26 protein-coding genes are annotated in these 26,732 nt (G+C 76.2%); 17 read left to right on the top strand and 9 right to left on the bottom strand.

Annotated features, from left to right (window positions below; genetic code table 11):
* Positions 1–8: 8 nt before the first annotated feature.
* The 8 genes from J4709_RS05430 (at position 9) to J4709_RS05395 (ending at position 6,722) form a co-directional block, all read left to right on the top strand.
* A complete protein-coding gene (locus J4709_RS05430; protein WP_208237572.1) occupies positions 9–1,091 on the top strand; it encodes an NAD-dependent epimerase/dehydratase family protein in 1,083 nt (360 codons plus the stop codon).
* Between the two features lie 37 nt (positions 1,092–1,128).
* Complete coding sequence (locus J4709_RS05425) at positions 1,129–1,797, top strand: glycosyltransferase family 2 protein (RefSeq protein ID WP_208237570.1); 669 nt, start codon at positions 1,129–1,131, stop codon at positions 1,795–1,797.
* On the top strand, positions 1,794–2,462 hold the full coding sequence (locus J4709_RS05420; RefSeq protein ID WP_208237568.1) for a TIGR04282 family arsenosugar biosynthesis glycosyltransferase: 669 nt from the start codon (positions 1,794–1,796) through the stop codon (positions 2,460–2,462). Before J4709_RS05425 ends, J4709_RS05420 begins: the two co-directional genes overlap by 4 nt.
* Entirely contained in the window at positions 2,459–3,076 is a 618-nt protein-coding gene (locus tag J4709_RS05415) for a class I SAM-dependent methyltransferase (protein WP_208237566.1), read from the top strand. The genes J4709_RS05420 and J4709_RS05415 overlap by 4 nt, the downstream gene beginning before the upstream one ends.
* A complete protein-coding gene (locus tag J4709_RS05410; RefSeq protein ID WP_208237564.1) occupies positions 3,052–4,221 on the top strand; it encodes a molybdopterin-dependent oxidoreductase in 1,170 nt (389 codons plus the stop codon). Before J4709_RS05415 ends, J4709_RS05410 begins: the two co-directional genes overlap by 25 nt.
* The gene (locus tag J4709_RS05405; RefSeq protein ID WP_208237562.1) at positions 4,218–4,679 is read left to right on the top strand and encodes a hypothetical protein; all 462 of its coding nucleotides are present in this window, start codon (positions 4,218–4,220) and stop codon (positions 4,677–4,679) included. Before J4709_RS05410 ends, J4709_RS05405 begins: the two co-directional genes overlap by 4 nt.
* Complete coding sequence (locus tag J4709_RS05400) at positions 4,676–6,049, top strand: hypothetical protein (RefSeq protein ID WP_208237560.1); 1,374 nt, start codon at positions 4,676–4,678, stop codon at positions 6,047–6,049. Before J4709_RS05405 ends, J4709_RS05400 begins: the two co-directional genes overlap by 4 nt.
* Before the next feature lie 61 nt (positions 6,050–6,110).
* Positions 6,111–6,722: a DUF6058 family natural product biosynthesis protein gene (locus J4709_RS05395; RefSeq protein WP_208237558.1), complete on the top strand. Its 612-nt coding sequence runs from the start codon at positions 6,111–6,113 to the stop codon at positions 6,720–6,722.
* 37 nt (positions 6,723–6,759) lie between these two features.
* Here the strand turns inward: J4709_RS05395 and J4709_RS05390 are convergent, their stop codons facing one another.
* Positions 6,760–7,521 (bottom strand): SDR family oxidoreductase, encoded by a 762-nt coding sequence (locus J4709_RS05390; RefSeq protein ID WP_208237556.1) that lies wholly within the window; start codon positions 7,519–7,521, stop codon positions 6,760–6,762.
* Positions 7,522–7,592: 71 nt separating this feature from the next.
* Here J4709_RS05390 and J4709_RS05385 point away from each other — a divergent pair, with 71 nt between their 5' ends.
* Together J4709_RS05385 and J4709_RS05380 are read left to right on the top strand one after the other, a co-directional pair.
* Positions 7,593–8,483: a LysR family transcriptional regulator gene (locus J4709_RS05385; RefSeq protein WP_208237554.1), complete on the top strand. Its 891-nt coding sequence runs from the start codon at positions 7,593–7,595 to the stop codon at positions 8,481–8,483.
* Positions 8,484–8,599: 116 nt separating this feature from the next.
* On the top strand, positions 8,600–9,043 hold the full coding sequence (locus J4709_RS05380; protein ID WP_208237552.1) for a DoxX family protein: 444 nt from the start codon (positions 8,600–8,602) through the stop codon (positions 9,041–9,043).
* Positions 9,044–9,060: 17 nt separating this feature from the next.
* Here J4709_RS05380 and J4709_RS05375 read toward each other — a convergent pair whose 3' ends face one another.
* The 3 genes from J4709_RS05375 to J4709_RS05365 all read right to left on the bottom strand — a co-directional run bounded on the left by J4709_RS05375 (position 9,061) and on the right by J4709_RS05365 (position 11,851).
* Positions 9,061–10,305, bottom strand: coding sequence for an RNA polymerase sigma factor (locus J4709_RS05375; protein WP_208237550.1), 1,245 nt, complete (start codon positions 10,303–10,305; stop codon positions 9,061–9,063).
* A gap of 26 nt (positions 10,306–10,331) precedes the next feature.
* The gene (locus J4709_RS05370; RefSeq protein ID WP_208237548.1) at positions 10,332–10,679 is read right to left on the bottom strand and encodes a YciI family protein; all 348 of its coding nucleotides are present in this window, start codon (positions 10,677–10,679) and stop codon (positions 10,332–10,334) included.
* A gap of 149 nt (positions 10,680–10,828) precedes the next feature.
* Entirely contained in the window at positions 10,829–11,851 is a 1,023-nt protein-coding gene (locus J4709_RS05365; RefSeq protein ID WP_208237546.1) for a 3-oxoacyl-ACP synthase III family protein, read from the bottom strand.
* A 222-nt stretch (positions 11,852–12,073) separates the two neighbouring features.
* Between J4709_RS05365 and J4709_RS05360 the strand changes: the two genes are divergently transcribed.
* The 3 genes from J4709_RS05360 to J4709_RS05350 all read left to right on the top strand — a co-directional run bounded on the left by J4709_RS05360 (position 12,074) and on the right by J4709_RS05350 (position 15,811).
* The gene (locus J4709_RS05360; RefSeq protein ID WP_208237545.1) at positions 12,074–13,168 is read left to right on the top strand and encodes an ACP S-malonyltransferase; all 1,095 of its coding nucleotides are present in this window, start codon (positions 12,074–12,076) and stop codon (positions 13,166–13,168) included.
* 77 nt (positions 13,169–13,245) lie between these two features.
* Positions 13,246–15,051, top strand: a complete 1,806-nt coding sequence (locus J4709_RS05355) for an acyl-CoA dehydrogenase family protein (RefSeq protein WP_232383007.1) — start codon at positions 13,246–13,248, stop codon at positions 15,049–15,051.
* Between the two features lie 184 nt (positions 15,052–15,235).
* Positions 15,236–15,811 carry a TerD family protein gene (locus J4709_RS05350; RefSeq protein ID WP_173093083.1) on the top strand — a complete coding sequence of 192 codons (576 nt, stop codon included), beginning with the start codon at positions 15,236–15,238 and terminating at the stop codon, positions 15,809–15,811.
* Between the two features lie 60 nt (positions 15,812–15,871).
* On the opposite strand, the gene J4709_RS05345 is transcribed toward J4709_RS05350, so the two are convergent.
* Both J4709_RS05345 and J4709_RS05340 read right to left on the bottom strand, forming a co-directional pair.
* On the bottom strand, positions 15,872–16,297 hold the full coding sequence (locus J4709_RS05345) for a RidA family protein (RefSeq protein WP_307800987.1): 426 nt from the start codon (positions 16,295–16,297) through the stop codon (positions 15,872–15,874).
* Positions 16,298–16,360: 63 nt separating this feature from the next.
* A complete protein-coding gene (locus J4709_RS05340; RefSeq protein WP_307800985.1) occupies positions 16,361–18,082 on the bottom strand; it encodes a class I adenylate-forming enzyme family protein in 1,722 nt (573 codons plus the stop codon).
* Between the two features lie 198 nt (positions 18,083–18,280).
* On the opposite strand from J4709_RS05340, the gene J4709_RS05335 reads away from it, so the two are divergent.
* The 3 genes from J4709_RS05335 to J4709_RS05325 all read left to right on the top strand — a co-directional run bounded on the left by J4709_RS05335 (position 18,281) and on the right by J4709_RS05325 (position 20,810).
* On the top strand, positions 18,281–19,084 hold the full coding sequence (locus J4709_RS05335) for an HAD-IIA family hydrolase (protein ID WP_208237543.1): 804 nt from the start codon (positions 18,281–18,283) through the stop codon (positions 19,082–19,084).
* Positions 19,085–19,285: 201 nt separating this feature from the next.
* Positions 19,286–20,146 (top strand): DUF3152 domain-containing protein, encoded by an 861-nt coding sequence (locus J4709_RS05330; RefSeq protein WP_307800983.1) that lies wholly within the window; start codon positions 19,286–19,288, stop codon positions 20,144–20,146.
* Between the two features lie 43 nt (positions 20,147–20,189).
* The gene (locus tag J4709_RS05325; RefSeq protein WP_208237541.1) at positions 20,190–20,810 is read left to right on the top strand and encodes an IMPACT family protein; all 621 of its coding nucleotides are present in this window, start codon (positions 20,190–20,192) and stop codon (positions 20,808–20,810) included.
* 37 nt (positions 20,811–20,847) lie between these two features.
* Here J4709_RS05325 and J4709_RS05320 read toward each other — a convergent pair whose 3' ends face one another.
* On the bottom strand, positions 20,848–23,736 hold the full coding sequence (locus J4709_RS05320) for a hypothetical protein (RefSeq protein WP_208237539.1): 2,889 nt from the start codon (positions 23,734–23,736) through the stop codon (positions 20,848–20,850).
* 123 nt (positions 23,737–23,859) lie between these two features.
* Here J4709_RS05320 and J4709_RS05315 point away from each other — a divergent pair, with 123 nt between their 5' ends.
* Entirely contained in the window at positions 23,860–24,879 is a 1,020-nt protein-coding gene (locus J4709_RS05315) for an EamA family transporter (RefSeq protein ID WP_208237538.1), read from the top strand.
* Positions 24,880–24,903: 24 nt separating this feature from the next.
* Here J4709_RS05315 and J4709_RS05310 read toward each other — a convergent pair whose 3' ends face one another.
* Positions 24,904–25,674, bottom strand: coding sequence for an ABC transporter permease (locus tag J4709_RS05310; RefSeq protein WP_208237536.1), 771 nt, complete (start codon positions 25,672–25,674; stop codon positions 24,904–24,906).
* Positions 25,675–25,737: 63 nt separating this feature from the next.
* On the bottom strand, positions 25,738–26,685 hold the full coding sequence (locus J4709_RS05305; protein ID WP_208237534.1) for an ATP-binding cassette domain-containing protein: 948 nt from the start codon (positions 26,683–26,685) through the stop codon (positions 25,738–25,740).
* Positions 26,686–26,732: the final 47 nt, after the last annotated feature.

The raw sequence follows: 26,732 nt of genomic DNA, 5'->3' as shown, positions 1-26,732 counted from the left end.
TCCACGGCATGGACGTACTGCTCACCGGGTCGGCCGGTTTCATCGGTTCGCACGTCGCCGAGGCGCTCACCGCCGCGGGCCACCGGGTCCGCGGCCTGGACCTGCGGCCGGACGGCCCGGCCCCGTCCGGCGGCCCGGGCGGCGCCGCCGACGTCCGCGACGCCGCCGAGGTGGCGCGGCGGCTGCGCGGCGCGGACGCCGTCTGCCACCAGGCCGCCAAGGTCGGCCTCGGCGTGGACGTCGCGGACCTGCCGGACTACGCGTCGGTGAACGTGCACGGCACCGCGGTGCTGCTGGCGGAGATGGCCCGCGCCGGGGTCGGCGCGCTCGTGCTGGCCTCGTCGATGGTCGTGTACGGGGAGGGCGCCTACACCTGCGGGACGCACGGGCCGGTGCGTCCGGCGCCGCGCCCGGCCGAGGCGCTACGCGCGGGACGCTACGAACCCGGCTGCCCCGAGTGCGGGCACCCGCTCGCGCCCGGCGAGGTCGGCGAGGACGCGCTGCTCGATCCCCGCAACGTCTACGCCGACACCAAGCTCGCGCAGGAGCACCTGGCGGCGTCGTGGGCGCGCGCGACCGGCGGGTCGGTGGCCGCGCTGCGCTACCACAACGTGTACGGGCCGCGGATGCCGCGCGACACCCCGTACGCGGGCGTCGCGGCCATCTTCCGGTCGCGGCTGATGAACGGCGAGGCGCCGCTGGTGTTCGAGGACGGCGGGCAGCGGCGCGACTTCGTGCACGTCCGCGACGTCGCCCGCGCCAACGTGCTCGCCCTGGAGCGGGTCGCGGCGGGCACGCCGGGGCGGGGCGCGCTGCGCGCCTACAACATCGCCAGCGGCGAGCCCCGCACCATCGGCGAGATGGCGGACGCGCTCGCCGGCGCGTTCGGCGGCCCGGCGCCGCGCGTCACCGGCGGTCACCGGCTCGGCGACGTCCGCCACATCGTCGCCCGGCCCGACCGCGCCCGCCGCGAGCTGGGTTTCCGGCCGTCGGTGCCGTTCGGCGAGGGCATGGCCGAGTTCGCCCGGGACGCGCCGGAACCGGCGGCGGGCGCCGCGGCGCCCGCCCGGCAGCCCGTCACCAGTCTGTAAGGGTCGCCCGCCCGTCACCGAAAGTAGCGTCAGAGCCGTGATCGACGTGATTCTCCCGTGCCTCAACGAGGCCGAAGCCCTGCCGTGGGTGCTGTCGCGGATGCCCGCGGGCTTCCGGCCCCTGGTGGTCGACAACGCCTCCACCGACGGGTCCGCGCGCGTGGCCTTGGACCACGGCGCCGAGGTGGTGCCCGCAGAGACCCGCGGGTTCGGCGCGGCCTGCCATGCCGGGCTGCTGGCCGCCACCTCCGCGGTGGTGTGCGTGATGGACGCCGACGCCTCGCTGGACCCCGCCGAGCTGCCGCGGCTGGTCGCCGAGCTCGACCGGCTCGAGGCCGCCGGCGGGCCGGCGCTGGTGCTCGGGCGGCGCCGTCCGGTCGGGCGCGGCGCGTGGCCGCCGCACGCGCGGCTCGGCAACACGGTGCTGGCCCGGTCGCTGAACCGGCGCGCCGGCACCCGGCTGCACGACCTCGGCCCGATGCGCGCCGCGCCGCGCGCCGGGCTGCTCGCCCTGGAACTGGCGGACCGCCGGTTCGGGTACCCGCTGGAGATGGTGCTGCGCGCCGCCCGCGCGGGCTGGCGGATCGGTGAGATCGAGGTGGCGTACCTGCCGCGCACGGGGGAGTCGAAGGTGACCGGGACCTTCGGCGGGACGGTCCGCGCCGTCCGCGACATGCGCCGCGTCCTGGCGGAGGTCGCCTCGTGAACGCCCCCGAGGGCGCCGACGCCGATCTGGTCGTCATCGCCAAGGAGCCGGTGCCGGGCCGGGTGAAGACCCGCCTGACCCCCGCCTACACGCCCGCCGAGGCCGCCGCACTCGCCGCGGCCGCGCTGCACGACACCCTCACCGCGGTCGCCACCGCCCCCGCATGCCGCCGCGTCCTCGCGCTCGCCGGGCAGCCCGGCCCGTGGCTGCCCGGCGGCTTCGAGGTCGTCGCGCAGCGCGGCGGCGGGCTGGACGAGCGGCTCGCGCACGCCTTCACCGACGCGTTCGCCGCTGCCGGAGGCGGCCGCCCGCTCGTCCTCATCGGGATGGACACGCCGCAGGTCACGCCCGCGCTGCTGGCCCGCGCGGGCCGGGCGCTGCGCGAGCGCGACGCGGTGTTCGGCCCGGCGCGCGACGGCGGGTTCTGGCTGCTGGGGCTGCGCCGTCCCGACGAGCGGCTGCTGCTGGGCGTCCCGATGTCGCGGCCCGACACCGGAACGCTCCAGCTCGCCCGCCTGCGCGCCGCCGGCCTCACGGTCGCGACGATGCCCGAGCTGACCGACGTGGACACCCCGCCCGACGCCGAGGCCGTCGCCGCGCAGGCGCCCGGCGGCCGGTTCGCCGCCCTGGTCCGCGCCCTCGGGACCAGGACCGTCCCGGCATGATCGGCGAACTGTACGAGGAGGCGCTGCGCGGCACCGCGCCGGTGGAGATCGAGCACGCCGACGGCCGACGCCGACCCCTGCCGGTGCAGGACTGGCTGGCGCTGCGCCCCGGCGACGCCGGGCTGCTGGACCGCTGCGCCGGCGCCACCCTCGACGTCGGGTCGGGCCCGGGGCGGCTGACGGCCGCGCTGGCCCGTCGCGGCCTGCCGGTGCTGGGCATCGACGTGGCGCCGCGCGCGGTCGCGCTGACCATCGCGGCGGGCGCCCCGGCCCTGTGCCGCGACGTGTTCGGACGCGTCCCCGGCGCCGGGCGGTGGCGGACGGTGCTGCTGGCCGACGGCAACATCGGCATCGGCGGCGACCCCGCCGCGCTGCTGCGCCGCGTCCTGGCGCTGCTGGCGCCGGGCGGGCGGGTGCTGGTGGAGGTGGACCCGCCGGGCACGGGGACGCGGACCGAGCCGCTGCGGCTGCGATCCGGCCGCGCGGTCGGCGAATGGTTCCCGTGGGCGCACGTCTCCGCCGACGGCGCCGGCGCGCTGGCCGCCGTGTGCGCGGCGGCCGTCACCGAGCGGTGGGAGGAGGCCGGCCGATGGTTCGTCGCCCTGCGCTCCTGACCAGGGCCCTCGCCCGGCGGCCGGTGCCGCCGGCGGCGCTGACGACGCTGCCGGAGCGCTTCACCAGCCGCCTGCACGACGAGCGGGTGGCCGCGTGGCTGGGCATCGCGCTCGGCGCCTGCTTCCTCGTCGCGTTCTGCACCGGCCTGGTCAGCCACCTGATGCAGAACCCGGCGAACTGGATGACATGGCCGTCCCGCCCGGTGAACCTGTACCGGGTGACGCAGGGCCTGCACGTCATGACCGGCCTGGCGGCCGTGCCGCTGCTGCTGGCCAAACTGTGGACGGTCTACCCGCGGCTGCTGCAGTGGCCGCCCGCCCGCTCGGCCGGGCACGCGATCGAGCGGCTGCTGGTGTTCGTGCTCGTCGGCGGGTCGCTGTTCCAGCTGGTCACCGGCGTGATGAACATCGACTACTGGTACGCGTTCCGGTTCTTCTTCACCACCGCGCACTACTGGACCGCCTACATCATCATCGGCGCGCTGCTGATCCACATCGCCAACGAATGGGCCAAGACGCGCCGGACGGTGATGACGCGCCCGCAGGACGGGCTGAGGCGCCGCACATTCCTGCTGACGGTCGGCGGTGCGAGCGGCGTGGTCGTGCTCACCGCGGTGGGGGAGGCGGTGTCGCCGCTGGCGCGGCTCGCGGTGCTCGCGCCGCGCCGTCCCGGGATCGGGTCGCAGGGCCTGCCGGTCAACAAGTCCGCCGCCGGGTCCGGTGTCACCGCGCTGGCCCGCGACCCCGGATGGCGGCTCACCGTCACCGGACGCGTCCAACGGGAACTGACGCTGTCGCTGGCGCAGCTGCAGGCGATGCCGATGCGGACGGCGCGGCTTCCGATCGCGTGCGTCGAGGGCTGGAGCGCGGAGGCCACCTGGGAGGGCGTGCGGCTGCGGGACCTGCTGCGGATGGCGGGCGTGCAGGACGACGCGCGCGTCCGCGTCGAGTCGCTGGAGCCCTACGGCCGGTACCGCACGTCCGAGGTGCGCCCGCCGCACTGGCACGACCCGCTCACGCTGCTGGCACTGCGGGTGAACGGCGAGCCCCTCGACCTCGACCACGGCTACCCGTGTCGGCTCATCGCGCCGAACCGCCCCGGCGTGATGCAGACCAAGTGGGTCGGCCGGCTGGTGGTCCAATGAAGGCGCGCAGGCTCATGCACGCGGGGGCGTACGCGGGGGGACTGGCGCTGATCGGCTACGGGCTCAGCGGGATCGTCGCGGACGTCCCGGTCGGGCGCTGGGCGGCCTGGTTCGTGGGCGCCGCGGTCCTGCACGATGGGGTACTCGTCCCGGCCGTGCTTGTCGCGGGCCTGGTGACGGGCTGGATACCGGTCGCCTACAGGCGGGTGGTGCGCGGCGCGCTGGTCGTGGCGGCGTGCGTGACGGCGGTGGCGATCCCGCTCGTGCTCGGCTACGGGCGCCGTCCGGACGTCCCGTCGCAGCTGCCGCTGCCCTACGGCCGCAACCTGGCGATCGTCGTGGGCGCGATCGCCGCGGTGGCGGTGGTGGCGCTGGTGGTGCAGCTGCTCACCGGCCGTCGCCGCCCCATGAGCGGCGGCGCGCACCGCGCCGCGCCGCCTGCGAAGAAGGACCGATGACCGCCACCGACACGCGAACGCAGAGCACCACCACTCCGGACACTCGCCGCGAAAGCCGCCTGGGATGGATCGCCGTGATGGTGTGGGCGGCGGGGATCGCGGCGGTGTTCGCGACCGGCTGGTACCTGCGGCGCGCCGGGCTCGCCACCGAGGACGCGCTGCCGCCGCTGCACGCGCAAGTCCGCGGACGCCCGCTGACCTGGCAGATGGCACCGGCCGCCGCGGCCGCCGCGCTGCTGGTGGCGGTGCTGCCGCGGGCCGCGTCCCGCCTGCGGTGGCGGACGCTGCTGCTGGTGTCGTGGGCGGGCGCCGCGGTGTGGGCGGTAGCGCTCGCCGCCGCCGACGGCTGGGACGCGCTCGCCGCACCGCTGAACGCCCCGACCGAGTACCCCGCGGGCCTGGCGCAGGTGCGCCCCGGCCCGCTGGAGTGGCTGCGGACGTTCACCGAGCGGCTCGGCGGCTACACCACGCACGTGCGGGGCCATCCGCCGCTGCCGACGCTGACGCTGTGGCTGCTGGAGAAGGCGGGGCTGCCCGGCACCGGGTGGGCCGCGGCGTTCGTCATCGCGTCGGGCACCTCGGCGGTCGCGGCGATCGCGGTCGCGCTGCGGTGCGCCGCGGGCGAACGGGCGGCGAGGGCCGCGGTGCCGTTCCTGGTGCTGGCGCCGCTGGCGCTGTGGATCGCGACGGCGATGGACGCGTTCTTCCTCGCCGTCGGGGCGTGGGGGACCGCGCTGATCGCGCTCGCGGCCCGCCGCGCCGGACCCGGCGCCGTCGTCGCCGCCGCGGCGGGCGGCCTGCTGCTGGGGGCCCTGCCGTACCTGTCGTACGGGCTGCTGCCGCTGTTCGCGGTGCCGCTGGCGGTGCTCCTGCTGACCCGCCCGCGCCCGCGAATACTGGCAGGCGTCGCCGCTGGGCTGATGGTGGTGCCGGCCGCGTTCACGCTGCTGGGGTTCTGGTGGCCGGACGGTGTCCGCGCCACCCTGGACACCTACCTCATCAGCCGCGGCTCGGCGCAGCGCTCCTACACCTACTTCCTGTTCGGCGACTTGGCAGTGCTCGGCCTGCTGGCCGGCCCAGCGGTCGCGTACGCGCTGCCGCGCACGGCGGGCGTGCTGTGGCGCGCCGCCCGCACCCGCGCGCTGTCCCCCGCAGCGGCGGTCGCGCTGCCCGCGTGCGCGGCGCTGCTCGGCATGGTCGTGCTGGACGTCTCCGGCGTGACCAAGGGCGAGGTCGAGCGGATCTGGGTGCCGTTCGCCGCGTGGCTGGTGGCGGCCGCCTCGCTGCGCGCACCCGGGTCCCGGTGGTGGCTGGCAGCGCAAGCGGCCACGGCCCTCGCCGTCCAAGCCCTGATCCTCTCACCCTGGTGACCGCGCTCCGGCGATCACGATTCGGCGCGCATGGAAACGATCCGGGCCTAGCGTGGCCGCCATGACCGCTTCCGCGCTGAAGACGCGGCTGGCCGGCCGTTTCCGCGAGGTCAACGGCGACCATCCGATGACGCCCGCCGACGACGCGTACGTCGACGCCTGGTACACCGAGCTGGAGCGGGCGTGCGCCGCCGCCGGCCGGGACCCCGACGGCGTCCGCGCGGCGATGCTGGCCGGGCGGCTGCCGATCCCGGGCTACCTGCGCTCGGACGGCGCCGAGATGGTGCCGTCCGACCTGTTCGACCTCGCCGGCCGGGCGGGCGGCGAGGACGCGCTGCGGGACTGGTTCACCGGGCACTGGGACGACAGGGCCGAGGGCGAGCAGGAGTGGGCGGCGTACCTCAGCGGCCAGTACGTGTGCCTGCGGTCGGTGTCGCCGGAGACGATCCAGCGCAAATCACTGCTGGTGGAAGCGATCACGGCGGCGCCGGACGAGCCGGACGCGGGAACGCCCGGCTGGTCGCGGCGCCTGCACGCGCTGGTCGACGAACTTGACGCCCTGGAGCCGCCGTTCACCGCCTACGACCGGCTGCGTTTCGGCGGCCCGGTGTCGCGGGACGTCTGCATCGACGCGGTCCGCGCCCGCCACCCCCGCGTGCCGCTGCCCGCCTGAGCCGCCACCGGCAGCGCCGGATGGGAGGAGTGCGGGTTCACCAGGGGACGGGGCCGTCGTCGTCGAAGAAACCGCCGGTCGGGCCGTCGGCGGGCAGGGTCGCCATCCGGATCGCGATGGCGGCGCCCTCCTCGGGGGTGCGGGTGATGGTGCGGCCCGCGCGGATGTGCTCGAGCGCGAAGTCGGTGGCGCAGGCGCCGGGCGCGACCGCGTTGACCAGGATGCCGGTGTCGCGCAGCTGCTTGGCGTACTGGACGGTCAGCATGTTCAGCGCGGTCTTGGACACCGGGTAGGCGGCCGCGGCGCCGAGGTTCCAGAAGTAGTGGTCCGGGTCGGTCATGTGCGCCAGCGACCCGGTGCCGCTGGAGACGTTGACGATCCGGGCGGCGGGGGAGCGGCGCAGCAGCGGCAGCAGCGCGTTGGTCACCCGCATGACGCCGAACAGGTTGGTGTCGAACAGCCGCCGGACGCGGTCCAGGTCGGCGTCGGACGGCAGGTCGCGGGGGCCGCCGGAGATGCCGGCGTTGTTCACCAGCACGTCGAGGCGCCCCGGCGCGGCGGCCACGGCGCCGGCGGCGTCGCGCACGCTCGCGTCGTCGGTGACGTCCAGCCGGACGAAGCGGACGTCGTGCCCGGTGTCGCGCATCGCCGCGGCCGCCTTCTCCCCGAGCTCGGGGTTGCGCGCGGCGAGCAGCACCGTCATCCCGCGCGCCGCGAGCCCTCCGGCGATGGCGTGCCCGATCCCCTTGTTCGCCCCGGTGACCAGGGCGACCTTGCCGTCGGTCGATTGCGTTGTCATGTCCTCCACTCCACCACCGGGCGCCCGCCGCACTCCAACACCGACCGGACCGCGATCGATACCCTTGAGGTATGGATCTGGTGGAGACCAGGGAGCTCGCCTACTTCCTGGAGGTCGCGCGGGAGCTGCACTTCGGGCGGGCCGCCGAGCGGCTCGGCATCGCGCAGCCGCCGCTGTCGCGCGCGGTCGCCCGGCTGGAGCGGCGGCTCGGCGTCCGGCTGCTGGAGCGCACGAGCCGCCGGGTGACCTTGACCCCGGCCGGCGAGGCGCTGCTCGCCGAGGGCACCGCGGCGCTCGCCGCCGTGGAGGCCGCGGTGCGCCGCACCCGCCGCGCCGGCGGGGCGCAGGCCCGGCTGCTGCTGGCGATGAAGCCGGGCGGCGACGGCGGCGGCCTGCTGCCCGACGTCCTGGCCGCCTACGAGCGGGAGCCGGACGCGCTGCCGGTCGAGATGGTGTTCGGCTACGGGGCGCGGCAGGCGCTGGACGACGGCCGCGCCGACGCCGCCCTGCTGTACGCGCCGCGCGCCGACCTGACCGGCCTCGCCGTCGAGGAGCTGGTGGTGGAGCCGCAGGTCGTCGTCATGCCGCGCACCCACCGGCTGGCGGACCGGCGGGAGGTGTCGATGGCCGACCTGGACGGCGAGGTGCTGCCGCGGACCCCCGCCCGGCCGGACGGCGACGGCCCGATGGTGACCGAGGGCGGGCAGGTGATGCAGCTGATCGCGCTCGGCCGGATGGTGGCGGTGCTGCCGCACTCCTACCGGCGGCTGCTGCGCGAGGACCTGACGGCGGTGCCGGTGCCCGACGCGCCGCCGACGACGCTGGTGCTGGCGTGGCCGGAGGAGTCGCGGTCGCGGGCGCTGGCGGCGTTCGTCCGCGTCACCGCCGCGGTCGCCGCCCGCCGCAACGCACCGTCCTCCGCAGCCGCGCCCGCGCTCCAGACCGCCCCTGACCTGCGATGACGCGAGCCGCGAAAAACTTCTGAGAAAAACTTCGGCGGGATGTCGATCCGGCGGGGCCCCGTGCGACGCGTCAGTGAAGGCACGGAAACGAGCACACCGCACGGAAGGACACCGCCATGACCGTCACCCAGATCCTCGCCGCCCCCGCCACCGGCACCGTGGAGGGCCGCCGCCGCGTCCTGCGCCGGGCGCTGTGGACCGCGCAGATCCTCATCGCCGCGTTCCTGCTCGTCGCCTCGGCGATGCCGAAGTTCGCCGGGCAGGCCGACGCCGTCGAGACCTTCACCAGGATCGGCTGGGGGCAGTGGTTCCGGTACGTGACCGGCGCCGTCGAGGCCGCCGGCGCGATCGGGCTGGTGGTGCCGCGGCTGGCCGGCCTCGCCGCGACCGCGCTGATCGGCCTGCTGGCCGGTGCCGTCCTCACCCACCTGCTGGTGCTGGAGCCCGCGTGGGCGCTGTTCCCCGCCGCGCTCGCCGTCGTCTGCGCGGTGATCGGCTGGGACCGCCGTGCCGAGACCCGCGACCTGCTGCGCTCGGTCGCCGCCCTGGCGCGCCGGTGACCCGGTCCGCACGGCGGCTAGGACGCCAGATCGGCGAGGCGGCGGCGCAGATGGCCGGCCTGGGGGACGCTGAGGTCCAGGGCGAGGGCCCGCTCGTAGGCGGCGCTGGCCTCGCCGGGGCGGCCCGCGCGGCGCAGCAGTTCGGCGCGGGTCGCGTGCCACCACGGGTAGCCCTCCAGCCCGCCGATGTCCTCCACCAGCGCCAGCCCGGCGGCCGGGCCGTCACGTTCGGCGACGGCCACCGCCCGGTTGAGGCGCACGACCGGCTCGTCCCGGACGGTCAGCAGCACGTCGTACCAGGACACCACCGCTTCCCACGGCGTGGCGTCGTAGCTCGGGGCGAGGGCGTGGCAGGCGGCGATCGCGGCCTGCACCACGTAGGGGTCGGGACGGTCCGGGGTGCGGCGCAGCGCCGCGCCGACCAGCTCGACGCCCTCCTTGATCTGCGCGGCGTCCCAGCGGGTGCGGTCCTGGTCGGGCAGCAGGACGGGGCACCCGGCGGGATCGGTGCGGGCGGCGCGGCGGGCGTCGTGCAGCAGCAGGAGCGCCAGCAAGCCGAGGACGGTCGGGTCGTCGGGCATCAGCCCGGCCAGCAGCCGCGCCAGCCGGACCGCCTCGCCGGTGAGCGCGCCGCGCACCAGGTCCTCGCCGCCGCCCGCCGCGTACCCCTCGTTGAAGATCAGGTAGAGGGTGGCGGCGACGCCGGCGACCCGGCCGGGCAGCTCGGCCGCGGGCGGCACCCGGTAGGGGATCCCGGCCCGCGCGATCTTCTGCTTGGCGCGGGTGATCCGCTTGGCCATGGTCGCCTCCGGCACCAGCAGCCCGCGCGCGACCTCGGCGGTGGTGAGCCCGCCGAGGGTCCGCAGCGCCAGCGCCACCTGCGCCTCCGTCGACAGCGCCGGGTGGCAGCAGGTGAACACCAGCCGCAGCATGTCGTCGCGGACGGTCTCGGCGCCCGGCGGGTCGCCGGGGAGCGGGCCGGGGGCGGCACCGCGGATCGCCATCGCCTCGGCCTCCTTCCCGGCGCGGCGCGCCTCGCGGCGGATCACGTCGATCGCGCGGCGCCGGGCGGCGACCAGCAGCCAGGCGCGCGGGTCGTCGGGGACGCCGTCGCGCGGCCAGGTCTCCAGGGCCCGCACGGCGGCCTCCTGGACGGCGTCCTCGGCGGGATCGATGCCGCCGGTGACGCGGATCAGGGTGGCCAGCACGCGCGGGCGCTCCTCGCGCACCAGCCGCGCCACCGCGTCGCCGACGGCGTCCATCCGGGCGTCCCGCCCCGCCCGCCGCGTCAGGCGAACTCGATGACGGGGCGGATCTCGACCGCGCCGTTCCAGGCGGCGGGCAGCCGGCCGGCGACGGCGACGGCCTCGTCCAGGTCGGCGCACTCCAGCACGTAGTAGCCGGTGAGGGCCTCCTTGGTCTCGGCGTAGGGGCCGTCGGTGGCGACCGGGTCGCCGCCCTTGCCGGCGGGCGTGCGGACGGTGGTGGCGGTCGCGGTGGGGTAGAGCGAGTGGCCGCCCCTGATGACCGCCTGCGCCGCCTCCCCGAACTCCGCGTACTCCTTCATCTCCTCGCCGTACTGCGGGTCGGTCCAGTCGACGTCGGCGGTGTAGGTGAAGGCGATGTAGGTGGGCATTGCCGCTCCCTGGGTCGGGGCCGGCGTCCTGTCGCCGGCCTTCACCCTAAGGACGAACGGCCGGGACCGCGCCGGACACCCCGGAGGGAAAAAGTTCCGGAATGATTTCGCGCCGCCGCCCGGCCGTACGTCCCGCGCCGCCGGGCGCGTCAGTCGTCCGGCCAGGTGATGACGGTGTGCGCCCAGGTCAGGCCCGCGCCGAACCCGGCGAGCAGCACCAGGTCGCCGCCGGCGACGCGGCCGGTGCGCACGGCGCGGTCCAGCGCGTAGGGGAGGCTGGCGGCGCCGATGTTGCCGACGTCCTCCCCGGCGATCATCAGCTGGCCCGGCTCCAGCCCGGCGTGCCCGGCGAGCGAGGCCACCAGCCGCGGGTTGGGCTGGTGCGGGACGACCAGCGCGAGGTCGGCGGGCTTGATCCCGGCGTCCTCGCACGCCTCGGCGACCAGCCGGGGGAACACCGCGGTGATGAAGTCGCGGACGGCGCGGCCGTCCATGTGGATGGTGTGGCCGAGATCGGCCAGTGTGGCGGGACTGGCGGGACGGCGCGACCCGCCGGCGGGGATGAGCACGTCCCCGGCGCGGGTGCCGTCGGAGCCGAGCGTCACCGGCCCGATCCCGCCGGGGCCGCGGACGGGCCCGACGACCGCCGCGGCGGCGCCGTCGCCGAACAGCGCGGCGGTGCCGCGGTCGGCGGGGTCGAGGAACCGCGAGTACACCTCGACGCCGATGACCAGCGCGTACGGGGTGGCGCCGCGCTGGGCGGCGAGCCAGCCGAGCGCGGCCTGCAGCCCGAACACGAACCCGGTGCAGGCGGCGGCGACGTCGAACGCGGCGGCGCCGCGGGCGCCGAGCAGCGCCTGCACGCGGCAGGCGGTGGAGGGGCCGAGCTCGTCGGGGGTGGAGGTGCCCAGCACGATCAGCCCGATGTCGGCGGGGCGCAGCCCGGCGGCGTCCAGGGCGTCGCGGGCGGCGGCCGCGGCGAGGTCGGAGGCGGCCTGCCCGGGTGCGGCGGCGTGCCGGTTGCGGATCCCGGTGCGCTCCTCGATCCAGTCCTCCCGCAGGCCGAGCGAGCAGGACACCTCGCTGCTCGGCACGCGCCGTTCGGGCAGGTAGGAGCCGGTGCCGCGGATCGCCCACCGGGTGTGCGCGGGCTGCTGGTCGCTCCAGGTCATGCGTCGCTCCCCCCAACCGGCGGCGAGGCCGGTGGTCGTGGCCCGGCCGCCGGCCGGTGCGGATGGCGCACCGCTCTGCGGTCCGTCCGTAGCACCGACGGTTGCCAGGCCGATTCCATGAGTGAATAATCCCATTTCAGGATTTGTGTTCCATAACTCCTCGATAAGCGGCCATTATCCGAAAAGAAAAGAGAGCCTTCCTTCCAGGTAAGGAGACCTCGCGTGTCCCACACCTCTTTCCAGCCGGACGGCCCCTTCGACCCCGCCGGGGAGCTCAAACCCGATGACGTCTGCGCGTTCCTGTTCGCCGGGACCGGATCGGCCGGCGTCCCCGACCTGCCCTCGCTGGCACGTTCCGGACCGGCCGCCGCACGCGCCGCCGCCGACGTCCTGGACGCCGTCCAGGAGGGCCTGCCGGACGGCTGGCCGAAGCTGCGCGCGATCCTGCTGGAGGACCCCGCCGGGTACCGGGCGGCGGCCCGCGCCCCCGGCGTCGCCCAGCTCGCCGGCTACGCCTCGTCCGTCGCCGTCGACCGCGCGCTGCGCGCGCTCGGCGTGCACCCCGGCTTCGCCGTCGGGCAGAGCTTCGGGGAGATCGCCGCGATGGTCTGCGCGGGCGTGTTCGCCGTCGCCGACGGCGCCCGGATGGCCGTCAGCCTCGTCGACGTCCTCGCCCGCCGCGGCGCGGGCGGCGGGATGGCGCTGCTGGAGGCCGGCGAGGACGGCGCCCGCGCCTGCATCGGCGCCGCCGGCGCCCCCGAGGTCGTCGTCGCCTGCCTGAACGCCCCGTCGGTCACCGTCGTGTCCGGCCCGGACGGGCCGCTGGAGGCGGTGCTGGAGGCCGCCCGCGCGTCCGGGGTGCGGGGCGTCCGGCTCGCCGTCCCCTACCTGTCGCACCATCCCGCGATGGCCGGCGCCGACGACGAGTGGTACGCGATGATCCGCGCGTTCCCGCAGCGGCCGCTGGAGGTGCCGGTGCACTCGCCGGTGCGCGGCCGCGCCTACCGCGACGACGACGACCTGCACCGGGCGCTGGCCGACTGCATCGTCAAGCCCGTCCGGCTGCCGGAGACGCTGCGCGCCGTGCACGCCGCCGGCGCGACGGTGTTCGCCGAGGCCGGGTCGGGCAACGCGCTGTGCCAGTGCGCCCGCCTCAGCGTCCCCGGCGCGCAGAACTTCCTGGTGCCGCTGCGCGACCGGCCCCGGCAGGGCGCGCCGCGCCCCCGCGCCGCCGACGCCCCGGCGGAGGGAGCCGGCGCGGAGGACGCGCCGGTCGGCAAGTCCGCGCCCGGCATCACGCCCGACCCGCAGGCCTAGCCTCCGCCCCGTCCCGCCCCCCGCCTCCGCCCGATCCGTTCAGCCCGACCACTCCGTCCCGACAGGAGAGCAGCGCGATGGGCATGTCCATGGGCACCTCCCCCGATGGCGACCTCGCCGGTTTCGTGCGCGGCGCGTCCCCCGGCCCCAAGCTGCGGGAACGGCTCGCCGACGCCGTCCCCGAGGAGTTCTTCACCTACCCCGACGGCCTCACCGCCCGCGACCACCAGGCCATCACCTACGCGCGGCTGCGGCGCGCCGGGCTCGCCGCCCCGCCCGGGTCGGAGCTGCTGGACGACCCGCCGGCGCTGTGCGCGCTGCTGGAACGCGCCGCGATCGCCGACCCGGCGCTGTTCCACGTGATGATGCTGCACTACACCCTGGCGCTCGGCCCCACCGTCCGGTTCGGCACCGGGCAGGACGGCCCGGGCACCGCCCGCGAGGCGCTGGAGTCGATGGACTCGTTCGGGGCGCTGCTGATGACCGAGGTGGGGCGCAGCAACAGCCACCTGTCGCCGCGCACCATCGCCCGCCACGACCCCGCCACCGGCGGGTTCGTCCTGCACACCCCCGACGTGCAGGCCGCCAAGTTCCCCACCAGCACCGCCCACCCCGACCTGCCCAAGACCGCCTGCGTCTACGCCACCCTCGTGCACGGCGGCGAGGAGCGCGGGGTGTTCGTGTTCGCGGTGCCGGTCCGCGGCCCCGACGGCGCCGTCCCGCCGGGGGTGCGGGTCGTGCCGGCGCCCGAGACCACCGGGCTGCAGGTCGACTACGCGGCGGTGCTGCTGGAGGAGCTGCACGTCCCCTACGAGGCGTGGCTGCGCGACGGGGCGAGCATCGACGCCGGCGGCGCCTTCCACGACCCGGCCGGGTCGCCGGCGGCGCGGCTGACCCGCTCGATGGGCATCGCGCCCGCGGTGTGGCGCGCGGTGATCTCCGCGTGCGCCGCGATCACCCGCGCGTCCGCCGGGATGCTGCTGGCGCACTCGGCGGGCCGCTCCACCCTCGGCCGGCTCGCGCCGCGCCGCCCGCTCACCGACTACCGCAACCAGCAGGAGGCGGTGCTGGGCGCGCTGGCGTCGGCGTACGCGCTGACCGCCGTCGCCGCGCACGTCAAGGGCCGCCGCACCGCCGCCGACGTGCCCGCCGGCGGCCCGGACACCGCGTGGGCGCCGTGGTCGGCGGTCGACCGGGACCTGGCGCTGCTGAAGGCGGCGTCCACCGTCACCGCGCAGGAGACGGTGTCGATGTGCCGGGTGCACTCGGGCGCACCCGGGTTCGCGGCCGTCGAGCGCCTCAACGCCTACCGGGGCCTGACCCACGCCTACATGAACGCCGGCGGCGACAACGAGCTGATCCTGTACGACACCGCGCGGGCGATGGCCGACCTTGACCGCTACACCCCGCCCGAGGAGGAGGCGGGCCCGCCCGACGGCGGCGACCTGGACTCGCCGCGGGTGCCGCTGTTCCTGGCGCGCGAGGCCGAGCGGCGGATGCGCGACCGGCTCGCCGGACGGGTCCGGGCCGCCGCCGACGGGGGCGCCGACCCGTTCACCGCCTGGAACGACAACCTGGCGCTGGCAGCGCGGACCGCGACCGCCTGCGCCGACCGCGTCACCCTGGAGATCTGCGAGGCCGCCGCCCAGGCGGGCCCGGCGGAGCTGCGGCCCGTACTGCGCCTGCACGCCCTGAACTGGATGGCGCGCCGCGCCGACGGCCTGCTCGACGAGGGCGTCGTGCCGCCCGGGTGGCTGCAGGACGTGCACGCGGCGCGCCGGCGGGCCTGCGACGAGCTGGCACCGCGCGCCGCCGAGCTGGCCGCGGCGTTCGAGCTGCCGCCGGTGATCACCGCGCCGACGGCGTTCCTCACCGGCGGCTGACCCGCCGCACAGGTCCGGCACGGCCTGCCCGGCGGGGTGCCGGCGTGGCGCGCGGGTACGAACCCGCACGCCACGCCGGTCATGGACGAAAGCGGCGGGGGAACCGGCGGGGACTGGCTACCGTTCTGCTTAGACAGGCCGCGGGTGACCGTCATCCGCCCGGTCCGATACGGAGGTAGGCACAGTGGGAGTCAGTCTGAGCAAGGGCGGCAACGTCTCGTTGACCAAGGAGGCTCCCGGACTGACCGCGGTCGTGGTGGGTCTGGGCTGGGACGTGCGGACGACGACCGGAACCGACTTCGACCTGGACGCCAGCGCGCTGCTGTGCTCGGCGGAGAACAAGGTGCTGTCGGACCAGCACTTCGTGTTCTTCAACAACCTCAAGAGCCCGGACGGCTCGGTGGAGCACACCGGCGACAACCTGACCGGTGAGGGCGAGGGCGACGACGAGGCGATCAAGGTGGACCTGCAGGCCGTCCCGGCCGAGGTCGCCAAGATCGTGTTCCCGGTGTCGATCTACGACGCCGACGGCCGGCAGCAGAGCTTCGGGCAGGTCCGCAACGCCTTCATCCGGGTGGTGAACCAGGCCGGCGGCGGCGAGATCGCCCGCTACGACCTGACCGAGGACGCCTCCACCGAGACCGCGATGGTGTTCGGGGAGCTGTACCGCAACGGCGCCGAGTGGAAGTTCCGCGCGGTCGGGCAGGGGTACGCGTCGGGGCTGGCGGGCATCGCCGCCGACTTCGGCGTGAACGTCTGACGTCGTGAAGGCGCAGGGGCGGGGCCGGCGGCCCCGCCCCTGCGGCGTTCGCGGGGCCGGTCAGCCGGCGGGGACGACGGCGAGCGCCTCGACCTCGACGAGCAGGTCGTCGCGGACCAGCCCGGACACCTGGATCAGCGACGCGGCCGGGTCGACGCCGTCCGGCAGCATCTCGGTGCGGACGGCGCGCACCACGCCGACCTTCGACGCGTCGCGCAGGAAGTAGCCGAGCCGGATCACGTGCTCCCAGCGGGCCCCGGCGGCCGCGAGCGCGGCCTCCAGGTTGGTGAACACCTGCCGGGTCTGGGCCTCCAGGTCGCCGGGGCCGACGAGGTTCCCCTCGCCGTCCAGGGCGATCTGGCCGCTGACCACGATGAGCCGCCCGGGGACGTCCACCGATATCACGTGGCTGTAGCCGGGGCCCGGTGCCAGACCCGGTGCGTTGATCTGACGGATTCCGCCGGCGTTGGATCGTTGTTCGCTCACGTGATCACGTTAACCGGCGCGCCCGGGGGTGGACGGGCGCGCCGGCGTCGCGGAGGCGGGGGGTCAGCCGAGCAGCTCGCTGCGCAGCCGGGTCTTGAGTATCTTCCCGCCGGGGTTGCGGGGCAGTCCCTCGTCGCGGAACCAGAAGTGGACGGGGACCTTGAACGCGGCGATCCGCTCGCGCAGGAACCCCTGGATCTCCTCCGGGGAGGGCGCGGTGCCGGGGCGGGGCACGACGACGGCGCCGACCTCCTCGCCGAGCACCTCATGGGGGACGCCGATGACGGCGCAGTCGGCGACGGCGGGGTGCTCGTAGAGGGCGGCCTCGACCTCGGCGCAGTAGATGTTCTCGCCGCCGCGGATCAGCATGTCCTTGGCGCGGTCGACGATGTAGACGAACCCGTCGGCGTCGACGCGGGCCAGGTCGCCGCTGTGGAACCAGCCGTCCACGAACGCCTGCGCGGTCGCCTCCGGCTTGTTCCAGTACCCCTTGATGACGTTGGGGCCGGCGATGAGCAGCTCGCCGACCTCGCCGGCGGGTAGATCATCGCCGGTGGCGGGGTCGACGACCTTGACGTCGCAGACGGCGACGGGCGGGCCGACGCTGTCGGGGTGCTCCAGGTAGTTGACGCCGCCGTTGTAGGTGGTGACCGAGGAGGTCTCGGTGAGGCCGTAGCCGTTGCCGGGGACCCGCTCGGGCAGCCGCTCCTTGATCTTGTCGACGAGCGCGGGCGCGGCGGGCGCGCCGCCGTAGCTGACGCCGGTGAGGCTGGAGGTGTCGTACTTGTCGAAGTCGGGGGAGGTCAGCACCTGCCAGGCCATGGTCGGCACGCCGCCGAACCCGGTGACGCGCTCCCGCTCGATCAGCTCCAGCGCCTGGCCGACGTCCCACTTGTACATCAGCACGACGGTGCCGCCCTGCAGGGCGCTGGACACCAGCACCGAGTGGCAGCCGGTGGCGTGGAAGAACGGGACGCTCAGCAGGGTGACGCGGGGCTGCGGCCGGGTGAGCTGCTCTAGGGAGGCGCCGGCGCGGACCCCGGCCGACAGCAGCCCGTAGGCGAGGCTGACCGGGTTGGTGGTGATGTTGCGGTGGGTGCCGAGGGCGCCCTTGGAACGTCCGGTGGTGCCGGAGGTATAGAAGATCGTGGCGTCGTCCTCGGGGCCGATCTCCACGTCGGGCAGGCCGTCGCGGCCGTCGGCCAGCGCGCGGGCCAGGGCGGTCTCGAAGTCCTCGCCGCCGGCGGGCGGTTCGCCGTCAGGTCGGGCCACCAGCACCGGGATGCCGAGGCCGGGCAGGGCGCCGGCGAGGCGCTCGGCGCGCTGGGCGTCGGCGACCAGGAGCCGGGCGCCGCTGTCGCGCAGCCCGTACTCCAGCTCGTCGGCGCTCCACCAGGCGTTCAGCGGGACGACGACGGCGCCGGCGACGGCGGCGCCGAAGAACGCCACCGGCCATTCGGGGTAGTTGCGCATCGCGATCGCGACCCGGTCGCCCTTGGCGATCCCGTACTCCTCGACCAGCAGCCGCCCGAACGCCGCGGCGCGCCGGTGGTGCTCGGCGAAGCTCAGCCGGTCGCCGTCGTAGACGAGGAACGGGGCGTCGCCGTGCCCGCGCGACAGCTCCAGGACGTCGCGCAGGGTGGTCGGGGCGTTCTTCCAGACGCGGGTCCGCACGCCGCGGATGTCGACCTCGTCCATCTCGAAGAGCTGCCCTGGAGCCGTCAGCCGGGCCCTGGCCTCGGCGATGCTCATCGGCTCGGGGCCGTCCACCTGGCGGCCGTTCACTTCGCGGCCGTTCCTTTCGCGGCTCTGCACGCGCGCCTCCCGCGGACCACATCGGCGCGCCGCCGCGCGGCCCGGACACCGAACACGGTTCGGCGCGCCGTGGGGCAAATCTATGATTTGTCTCACTTGCGGGTCAACGGTCGCCGCCGGCCGCGCGGACCGTTCCATCCGAAGATCTCCACCTGCGACAATGGGGACATGACCGAGCGCAAGCCGATCGAGTACTGGCTGTCGGACATGGACGGCGTCCTGGTGCACGAGGGCAGCCCCGTCCCCGGCGCCGCCGAGTTCGTCCGCAGGCTCGCCGCCTCCGGCAAGCCGTTCCTCGTGCTGACCAACAACTCGATCTACACCCGCCGCGACCTGTCGGCGCGGCTGGCCGCGCTCGGGCTGGACGTCCCGGCCGAGGCGATCTGGACCTCGGCGCTGGCGACCGCCCGGTTCCTGGCCGACCAGCGGCCCGAGGGGTCGGCGTACGTGATCGGCGAGGCGGGGCTGACCACGGCGCTGCACGAGGCCGACTACGTGCTGACCGACATCCGGCCCGACTACGTGGTGCTCGGGGAGACCCGCACCTACAGCTTCTCCCAGATCACCCGGGCGATCCGGCTGATCGAGGGCGGCGCCCGGTTCGTGGCGACCAACCCCGACCCGGTCGGCCCGTCGCAGGAGGGCTCGCTGCCCGCCTGCGGCGCCGTCGCCGCGATGATCACCCGGGCGACCGGGGTGGAGCCGTACTTCGTCGGCAAGCCGAACCCGCTGATGATGCGGACCGCGCTGAACGTGGTCGGCGGGCACAGCGAGCAGACCGCGATGGTCGGCGACCGGATGGACACCGACATCGTCGCGGGCGTCGAGGCGGGCCTGGAGACGATCCTCGTGCTGACCGGGGTGACCCGCGAGGACGAGGTGGGCCGCGAGGACGAGGTGGGCCGCTTCCCGTTCCGCCCGCACCGGGTGGTGCCCTCCATCGCCGACCTGATCGAGTTGATCGACGTCTGACCCGCCGTCTGACCGGCGCGCCCGGCGCCGGTTCGGGCGGAGCGGCGTTTTCCCGATACGATCTGCGCAAGATCGACGATCCGCGCTGCGGCGCGTTCGCGCTGGTCCGGGGGCTCGGAGGCACGCGGCGGGGGATGCCGGGTGCCCGCCGTCCGCCGCCTTCGCCGGGCGCCGCCGGGTGCCCTGGCCGAGCGGAGCTCCGTGCACGACCTTCAGGACGACCCCGCCCCGCCGCGCTCCCCGCTGCCGCCCCGCCGCGGGACACGCCGCGCGGCGCGGCGCCGCCCGAGCCTCGGCTGGGCCGCGGCCGGTGTCGCCGCCGCCGCGGTGCTGAGCGCGGGCGCGGTCGCCGCGACGCTGACGCTCGGCCATGACGACGACCGCCCCCGCGCGGCGGACCCGGCCTCGGGCGCGGCCACCGCTCCGGCGTCGCCGCCGGCGCCCGGACGGTCCGCCGGGAAGAACGGCACGAAGACCGCTGTGCGGGGCCCGGTGGTGAACGGCCGCCGCCAGCCGCCCCGCGTCACGATCCCCCGGTCGGCGAGCGGACGGTACGCGGTCGTGCCGGGCACGGCGGTGCCGAAGGGGACGCGCGGCACCCTCGTCCGCTACACCGTCGAGGTCGAGCGCGGACTGCCGATCAGGCCCGCGGAGTTCGCCGCGGAGGTGCAGCGGGTCCTCAACGACCCGCGCAGCTGGGGGCACGGCGGCACGATGCGGTTCGAGCGGGTGAGCCATGGGCCGGTGCGGTTCCGGGTGTCGCTGTCGAGCCCGGCGCTCACCGACCGGATGTGCGCGCCGCTGGTCACCGGCGGGGAGCTGTCGTGCCGGCAGGGGAACCGCTCGGTCATCAACGCCCTGCGCTACGGCGAGGGCGCCGCGTCCTACGGCCGCGACCTGGCCTCCTACCGCGAGTACGTGATCAACCACGAGGTCGGGCACGCGCTCGGCCACGGCCACCGGCAGTGCCCCGGCAAGGGGCGCCCGGCGCCGGTGATGGTGCAGCAGACCAAGTCGCTGTACGGGTGCGCGCCGAACCCGTGGCCCTTCCCCAAGGGCTGACACCGGGCCGCGCGGACGCGCGGCGCCTAGACTCGGGGCCGACATGCGCATGATCAGAGGCGGGGGCTCCCGCGAGCTGGAGGTCCGCCGGTCCCGGTTCGTGTGCACGCTGGCGCGCGCGGCCGACGAGGCCGAGGCGATGGAGTTCCTGGCGCGGCACCGCCGCGCGCACCGCGACGCCACCCACAACTGCTCGGCGTACGTGGTCGGCGAGCACGGCGAGATCACCCGCAGCAGCGACGACGGGGAGCCCGCGGGGACGGCCGGCATCCCGATGCTGGAGGTGCTGGTGCGCCGCGGGCTGACCGGCACGGTCGCAGTGGTGACCCGCTACTTCGGCGGGGTGAAGCTCGGCGCGGGCGGGCTGGTGCGCGCCTACGGGCAGGCGGTGTCAGAGGCGATCGACGCGGTCGGGGTCGTGGAGCTGCGGCCGGTGCTGACGGTGACGGTGACGCTGGAGCACGCGCTGGCTGGACGGTTCCTGGGCGATCTGCACGGCCGCGGCGTCCAGCCGTCCGACGTCCGCTACGGCGCTGCGGTGGAGGCGGACGTGGCGGTCCCGGCGGCGGAGGTGGAGGCGTTCGAGGCGTGGGCGGCGCAGGTCACCGGCGGACGCGCCGCCGTGGCCCGCGGCGCGCCCGGCCACGTGGAAGTGCCCGTGTAGACGCGGGTCAGCTAGAGGCAGGTCGGCCAGAGGCGGGTCAGCGGCCCGACAGCTCGGCCGCCAGCCCCTCGAAGTCCGCCGCCGTCAGCGTCAGCGCGCTGCCGATCGCCTGCGTCGCCTCCGCGCTGCCCAGATGCCGCGTCGCGGCCCGGTCCAGATACGCCTCCACCAGCCGCGCACCGGTCAGCCGGCCGCGGCCGCGCAGCGACCCCGCCTCGCGCTCCACCACCGCCCAGGCGTCCGAGCCGAGCCGCAGCGACCGCTCCTCGGCCAGCAGCCCGACCAGCGCCGACCGCGCCCGCCCGTCGGCCAGGTCCGGCAGCCGCACCGCGCGCAGATCGGTCACCAGCTCCGGCGACGCCGCCGACAGCTCCCCGACCCGGTCCGGCTCGCAGGTGCCCAGCAGCGCCGTGTCGTTGACGCCCTCCAGACGCGTCCGGTACAGCACCGACGCGTACGCCGCGCCCTGCGCCTCGTCCAGGATCAGCCCGTCCAGGCCGTCGAGCAGCAGCACATGCCCGGCGTGCCGGTCCAGCGCCTCCTTCAGCCCCTCGGGGCCGGCATCGCGCAGGTCCTCGGCGTGCACCGAGCGCACCTCGCCGCTGGAGGCCTCGACCTCCGCCAGCGCCCGCGCCACCATCCGCGCGAGGCGCCGCTGGCCGCTGGACGGCGCGCCGATCAGCAGCAGCGCCGGTGCCGACGCGCTGGACACCTCCTGGCCGCGCAGCCGCCGCGCCCACTTGCCGCGGCGCCGCACCTCCGTCACCACCCGGCCGATGTCGTCGGCGCCGCACAGGAACCGGATCCCGTACGCCTCGGCGGTCTGCGGCGCCGAGTCCGGCACCGGCGCGGGCGGCGCCGGCGGGACCGGCTCGGGCACCGGTACAGGAGGCGGCGGCAGATCCGCCTGCGGCGCCACCGGAGGCGCCTGCGGCGCGGCCTGCCGGACGGGCGGCGCGGGCGGCATCGGCGCGCCCGGCCACGCCGGTCCCTGGTCGAGCTTGGTGCGGAACGCGTCGGTGTCCAGCTGCGTCGCCGGCGCGTGCGCGGCCGACGCGGCGGGTTCCGACGGCCACCGCGGACCGTCCGGGCCGTGCGCGCCGTCCTGCGCGGGCTCCGACGGCCACCGCGGCTCCTCCGCCGGCGCGGGAGCCGGCGGAACCGGCTGCGGGACGGGCTCGGGCGCCGGGGGCAGCGGGGGAGGGGGAGGGGGAGGGGGAGGCGCGATCCGCGGCGGCGGGACGTCCGACGCCAGCGGGTTCACCGGCGCGGGCGGCTCACCGTGCACCGCCGGAGACGGCGCGGGCGGCGCGGGCGGCGCGGGCGGGACGGCCGGCTCGGCCCCGTGCGCCGCAGGCGGCGACACGGGCGGTGCCATCGGAGGCGCCATCGGCGGGGCCGACGGCGGCTCCACCGGAGCCATGGCCGGCGGCGGCCCCGGCGCGTCCTGTGCCGGCTCGGGCACCGGCGCGACGGGCCGGTCCGTGCCCGAGGTGGCCCGCTCGGCGGCCATGTGCGCGCGGGCGGCCTTGATGATGTCCCACGCCGACAGCTCGTCGGTGGACGGCGGGGAGTGCAACGCCGGCGAGGTGAGTTCCGTCGCGATCGCCTGCGGCACCGCGAACCCGCTCGCCGGCGGCGGCACCTGCGCCAGCCGGCACCACGTCAGCCCGATCGTGTAGGTGGTGGCCAGCAGCGCGGCGAGCGCGTCGGGGTCGTCGCGGCGCAGCGCGTCGGGCAGCCGCCCGTCGCGCGGCCACAGCGCGCGCAGCGGGTTGGCGGGGTCGCTCAGCACCGCCTGCAGCGTGCGGGCGCTGTCGGGGTCCAGCCAGCGCTGCAGCGCCGGCATCGCGCTCGGCGCGGCCTGCAGGTCGGCGGCCAGCACCGCGATCCCGGCGCGGCGGACCTCGTCGTGGCTGCGGCCGCCCTGCGCCGGCCGCGGGCCGGTGAGGCCGTGCACGATCTGCTCCAGGTCGTACAGGGCCAGGCGCAGGTACTCGCCGGGCGCGGTGTCGCGGACCATCGGGGTGGCGAACTCGGCGGGGCAGCGGCGCCGCCACTCCTGCACGATCGCCTCGGGCCCGTACCGGACGGTCGCCATGTCCTGGTTGACCATCCGCAGCGACGCGGCGGTGACCGCGGCGAGCGCGTCGGCGCCGGGCCGGAACCGCGGGTCGGCCTGCAGGCCCGCCGCGACCTCGTACATGACGCGGGCGATGTGCGCGGCGCCGCCGCCGTCGCCGGCGCCGAGCCGGTGGATGTAGTAGCCGGCCAGGGTGCCGAAGTCGGGCGGCATCATCCAGTGCAGCTGGTCGGCGGAGGTGGTCAGGAACGGGATGAACGACTCGATCAGCGGGTGCTCGGTCAGCACGACCGGGGAGCCCGCGCACCACAGCAGCGCGCCCCACGCGGCGGCGATGGTGCTGGGCGTGCCGGGCTGGAACATCGGGTCGCGCTGGGCGAACTGCTGCGGGTCGACGGCGAGCGCGGTGGTGATGGCCTGGGAGATCCGGGCGACGACCGCGGTGTCGGGGACGGGCCCGAGGAACCCCAGCGGCGCGACGCGTCCCGCCGCCAGGTCGGGGCCGGTCGGGTACAGCTGCGGCGGGACGGGCGGGGTGCCGGCGCCGCGCGGCGCCGGGACCGCGACGCGGCGGTCCTCGAAGTCGGGCGGGGGAGGGCAGGGGTGCCAGGCGCCGTCCAGGCCGCACCGGTACCAGCGCCCCCACGCGCCGAACAGCCACCATTCCCCGGCGCCCCACAGCATCCGCGCGGCGATCTGCCCGGCCCGGTCCTGCGGCTGCGCGGTGCCCCACCACGGTGAGGCCACCAGTTCGCGCACGTTGCCCTCGACCGCGGCGAACAGATCCGCGCCCGGGCCGCCTCCCGTTCCGCCGGGTCCCGCCCCGGCCCCCTGCCAGCTCACCCGGCGAATAGTAGTCCTCCCCGGCGGAGTGTCCGGCATGTCGCGTTCGTCCGGACGGTCCCCGCCCTCCCCATGTAATGACCGTTATGGCACGATGCTCCTGGACCGGAGAAGGGGGCGGCGATGGGCGTCGACGCGGCGGCGCGCACCCGCGCCCAGGGCGTCGCGCTGGCGGTGTTCTCCTCGGTGTGCTTCGGGGCGTCCGGGCCGTTCGGCAAGGCACTCATCGAAGGCGGCCTGGACCCGCTGCAGGCGGTATGGCTGCGCATCACCGTGTCCGCGCTGGCGCTGGTCCCGATCGCCCTCGCGGCGCGGGCCCGCCGCGGCGCCCGGCCGCTGCGCGCCCAGCTGCGCCCCCACCTCGGGCGGCTCACCGCCTACGGGCTGACCGGCGTCGCCGGATGCCAGGCCTGCTACTACCTCGCCGCGTCCCGGCTGCCCGTCGGCGTGGCGATCCTGCTGGAGTTCACCGGCCCCGTCATGGTGCTGGTATGGCTGCGGCTCGTTCGCCGCACCCCCGTGCACCGCACCGCGGCCGCCGGGGTCGTCGTCGCGATGGCGGGCCTCGCCCTGGTCGTCCAGGTGTGGACGGGCCTCGGCCTGGACCCGCTCGGCCTGGCCGCCGGGCTCGGCGCCGCCGCCTGCCAGGCGTCCTACTTCCTGCTGGTCGACCGCCTCGCCGGATGCGTCGACCCCCTCGTCATCACCACCGCCGGAAGTGTCGTCGCCGCGGCCGCGCTCGCCGCCCTCGCCACCCCGTGGGCGCTGCCCTGGCGGGTGCTCGGCTCCGCCGTCCCCGTCGGCGGCCACACCGCCCCCGGCTGGGCCCTGGTCGCCTGGATCGCGCTGGTCAGCACCGTGCTGGCCTACCTCACCGGCATCGCCGGGCTGCACCGGCTGTCCGCGCAGGTCGGCGGCGCCATCTGCTACACCGAGGCCGTCGCCGCCACCCTCATCGCCTGGGCCGCGCTCGGTGAACGCCTCGCCCCCGTGCAGATGGCCGGCGGCGCGATCGTCCTGGCCGGCGCCTACATCGCCCAGCGCGCCGCCGTCCCGCCCGCCCCGCTCGCCGCGGACCCCGCGGACGAGCGGACAGGCGCGGCGGGCGCCGGCGGCGCGGTGCCCGCCGACGCCCGGCACTGACGGCGGGGCGGGCCGCAGAAGCGATCAGGCGTTCTCGGCGCGGAACCGGCGGGCGCCCAGCCACACCGACACCACCAGCAGCACCGCCGCGACCAGCGCGCCCTCGGCGACCGCCGCCGTCGCGTAGTCGCCGAGGAACGCCGCCCGCGTCGCGTCCACCACGTACCGGAACGGCGTGCACCGCGACACCACATCCAGCCAGCCCGGCGCCAGGCTCATCGGCAGCAGGATCCCCGACAGCAGCATCAGCGGCAGCGTCACCGCCGACAGCAGCGGCGCGAACGCGTCCTCGCTGCGCGTCGCCATCGCCAGCACGTACGACAGCGAGGCGACCGCGACCGACAGCGACACCACGAACAGCAGCCCGACGGCGATGCCGCCCGCCGGCGCGCGCAGCCCGAGCGCCAGCCCGACCGCCACCAGCATCACGGCCTGGAACGCGACGACGGCCGTGTCGCGCAGCACCCGGCCCAGCAGCAGCGCGGTGCGGCTCACCGGCGTCACCCGCATCCGCTCCACCACCCCCGACCGCAGGTCGCCGATCAGCCCGAACCCGACGAACCCGGCGCCGAACAGCCCCAGCTGGATCAGCACGCCCGGCACGAACACCTGCCAGGCGTTGCCGGCGCCGAACCCGCGCACGTCCACCAGCCGCGACAGCAGCGGCCCGAACAGCACCAGGTACAGCAGCGGCTGCACCGCGCCGAACACCACCGCGACCTTGCTGCGCAGCGTCTGCCGTAGATACCGGCCGAACACCAGCCGGGTGTCGGCGGCGGTCCGTCCCAAGGACATCGCGGTCCTCCTTCTCTCGTCTTCCGTGAAATCGGACTTCTCGTGCCGGCCCGCAGGGCCGGGTCAGGCGGCGTCGCGCAGGGAGCGGCCGGTGACGGTGAGGAACACGTCGTCGAGGGTGGGCCGGGCCAGATTCAGCGACGCCAGCTCCACCCCCGCCGAGTCCAGGGCCCGCACCAGCCCCATCAGCTGCCGCTCGCCGTCCTCGACGGTCAGCCGGACGACGCCGGCGGCCACCACCGCCTCCCGCACCGACGGATGCCGCGACAGCGCCTCGCGGGCCGGCGCCGCGCCCGCCGGGTCGGCGAGCTCCAGGGTCACCACGTCCCCGGCGACGCGGCGCTTCAGCTCCGCGGGCGTGCCCGCCGCGACGATCCGGCCCTGGTCGATGATCAGCAGCCGGTCGCAGAGCGCGTCCGCCTCGTCCAGGTAGTGGGTGGTCAGGAAGACCGTCGTGCCGTCCTCGGCGCGCATCGAGCGGATGTGCTCCCACAGGTTCCCGCGGCTCTGCGGGTCCAGGCCGGTCGTCGGCTCGTCCAGGAACAGCAGCGGCGGACGGTGCACCAGCCCCAGCGCGATGTCCAGCCGCCGCCGCTGCCCGCCCGACAGCGCGGCGCACGGCCGCTCCTGCAGGCCCTCCAGCTCCAGCCGCGCGCACAGCTTCGCGATCCGCTCGGCGCGGCCGTCCACCCCGTACAGGCGGGCCTGCAGGTCCAGCTCCTCGCCGGCCGGGATCGACGGGTCGGTGCCGCCGCCCTGCGCGACGTACCCGATGCGGCGCCGCACCTCGCCCGGGTCGGCGCGCAGGTCGTGCCCCGCCACCGTCGCGGTGCCGGCGGTCGGCGCGAGCAGCGTCGTCAGCATCCGCAGCGTGGTGGTCTTCCCGGCGCCGTTGGGGCCGAGGAACCCGACGATCTCGCCGGGCGCGACCGACAGGTCCACGCCGCGCACGGCCTCGACCGTGCCGTGCTTGCCGGTGAAGGTGCGGGCGAGCCCGCGCGCCTCGATCACGTTGACCTCCGATGGGGGATGGGCGACGTCAATAGAGTAACCCCAAA

The sequence above is a fragment of the Actinomadura violacea genome (assembly GCF_017573465.1).
Classification (GTDB): domain Bacteria; phylum Actinomycetota; class Actinomycetes; order Streptosporangiales; family Streptosporangiaceae; genus Spirillospora; species Spirillospora violacea.
This window is presented reverse-complemented; position numbering and strand designations above follow the sequence as displayed.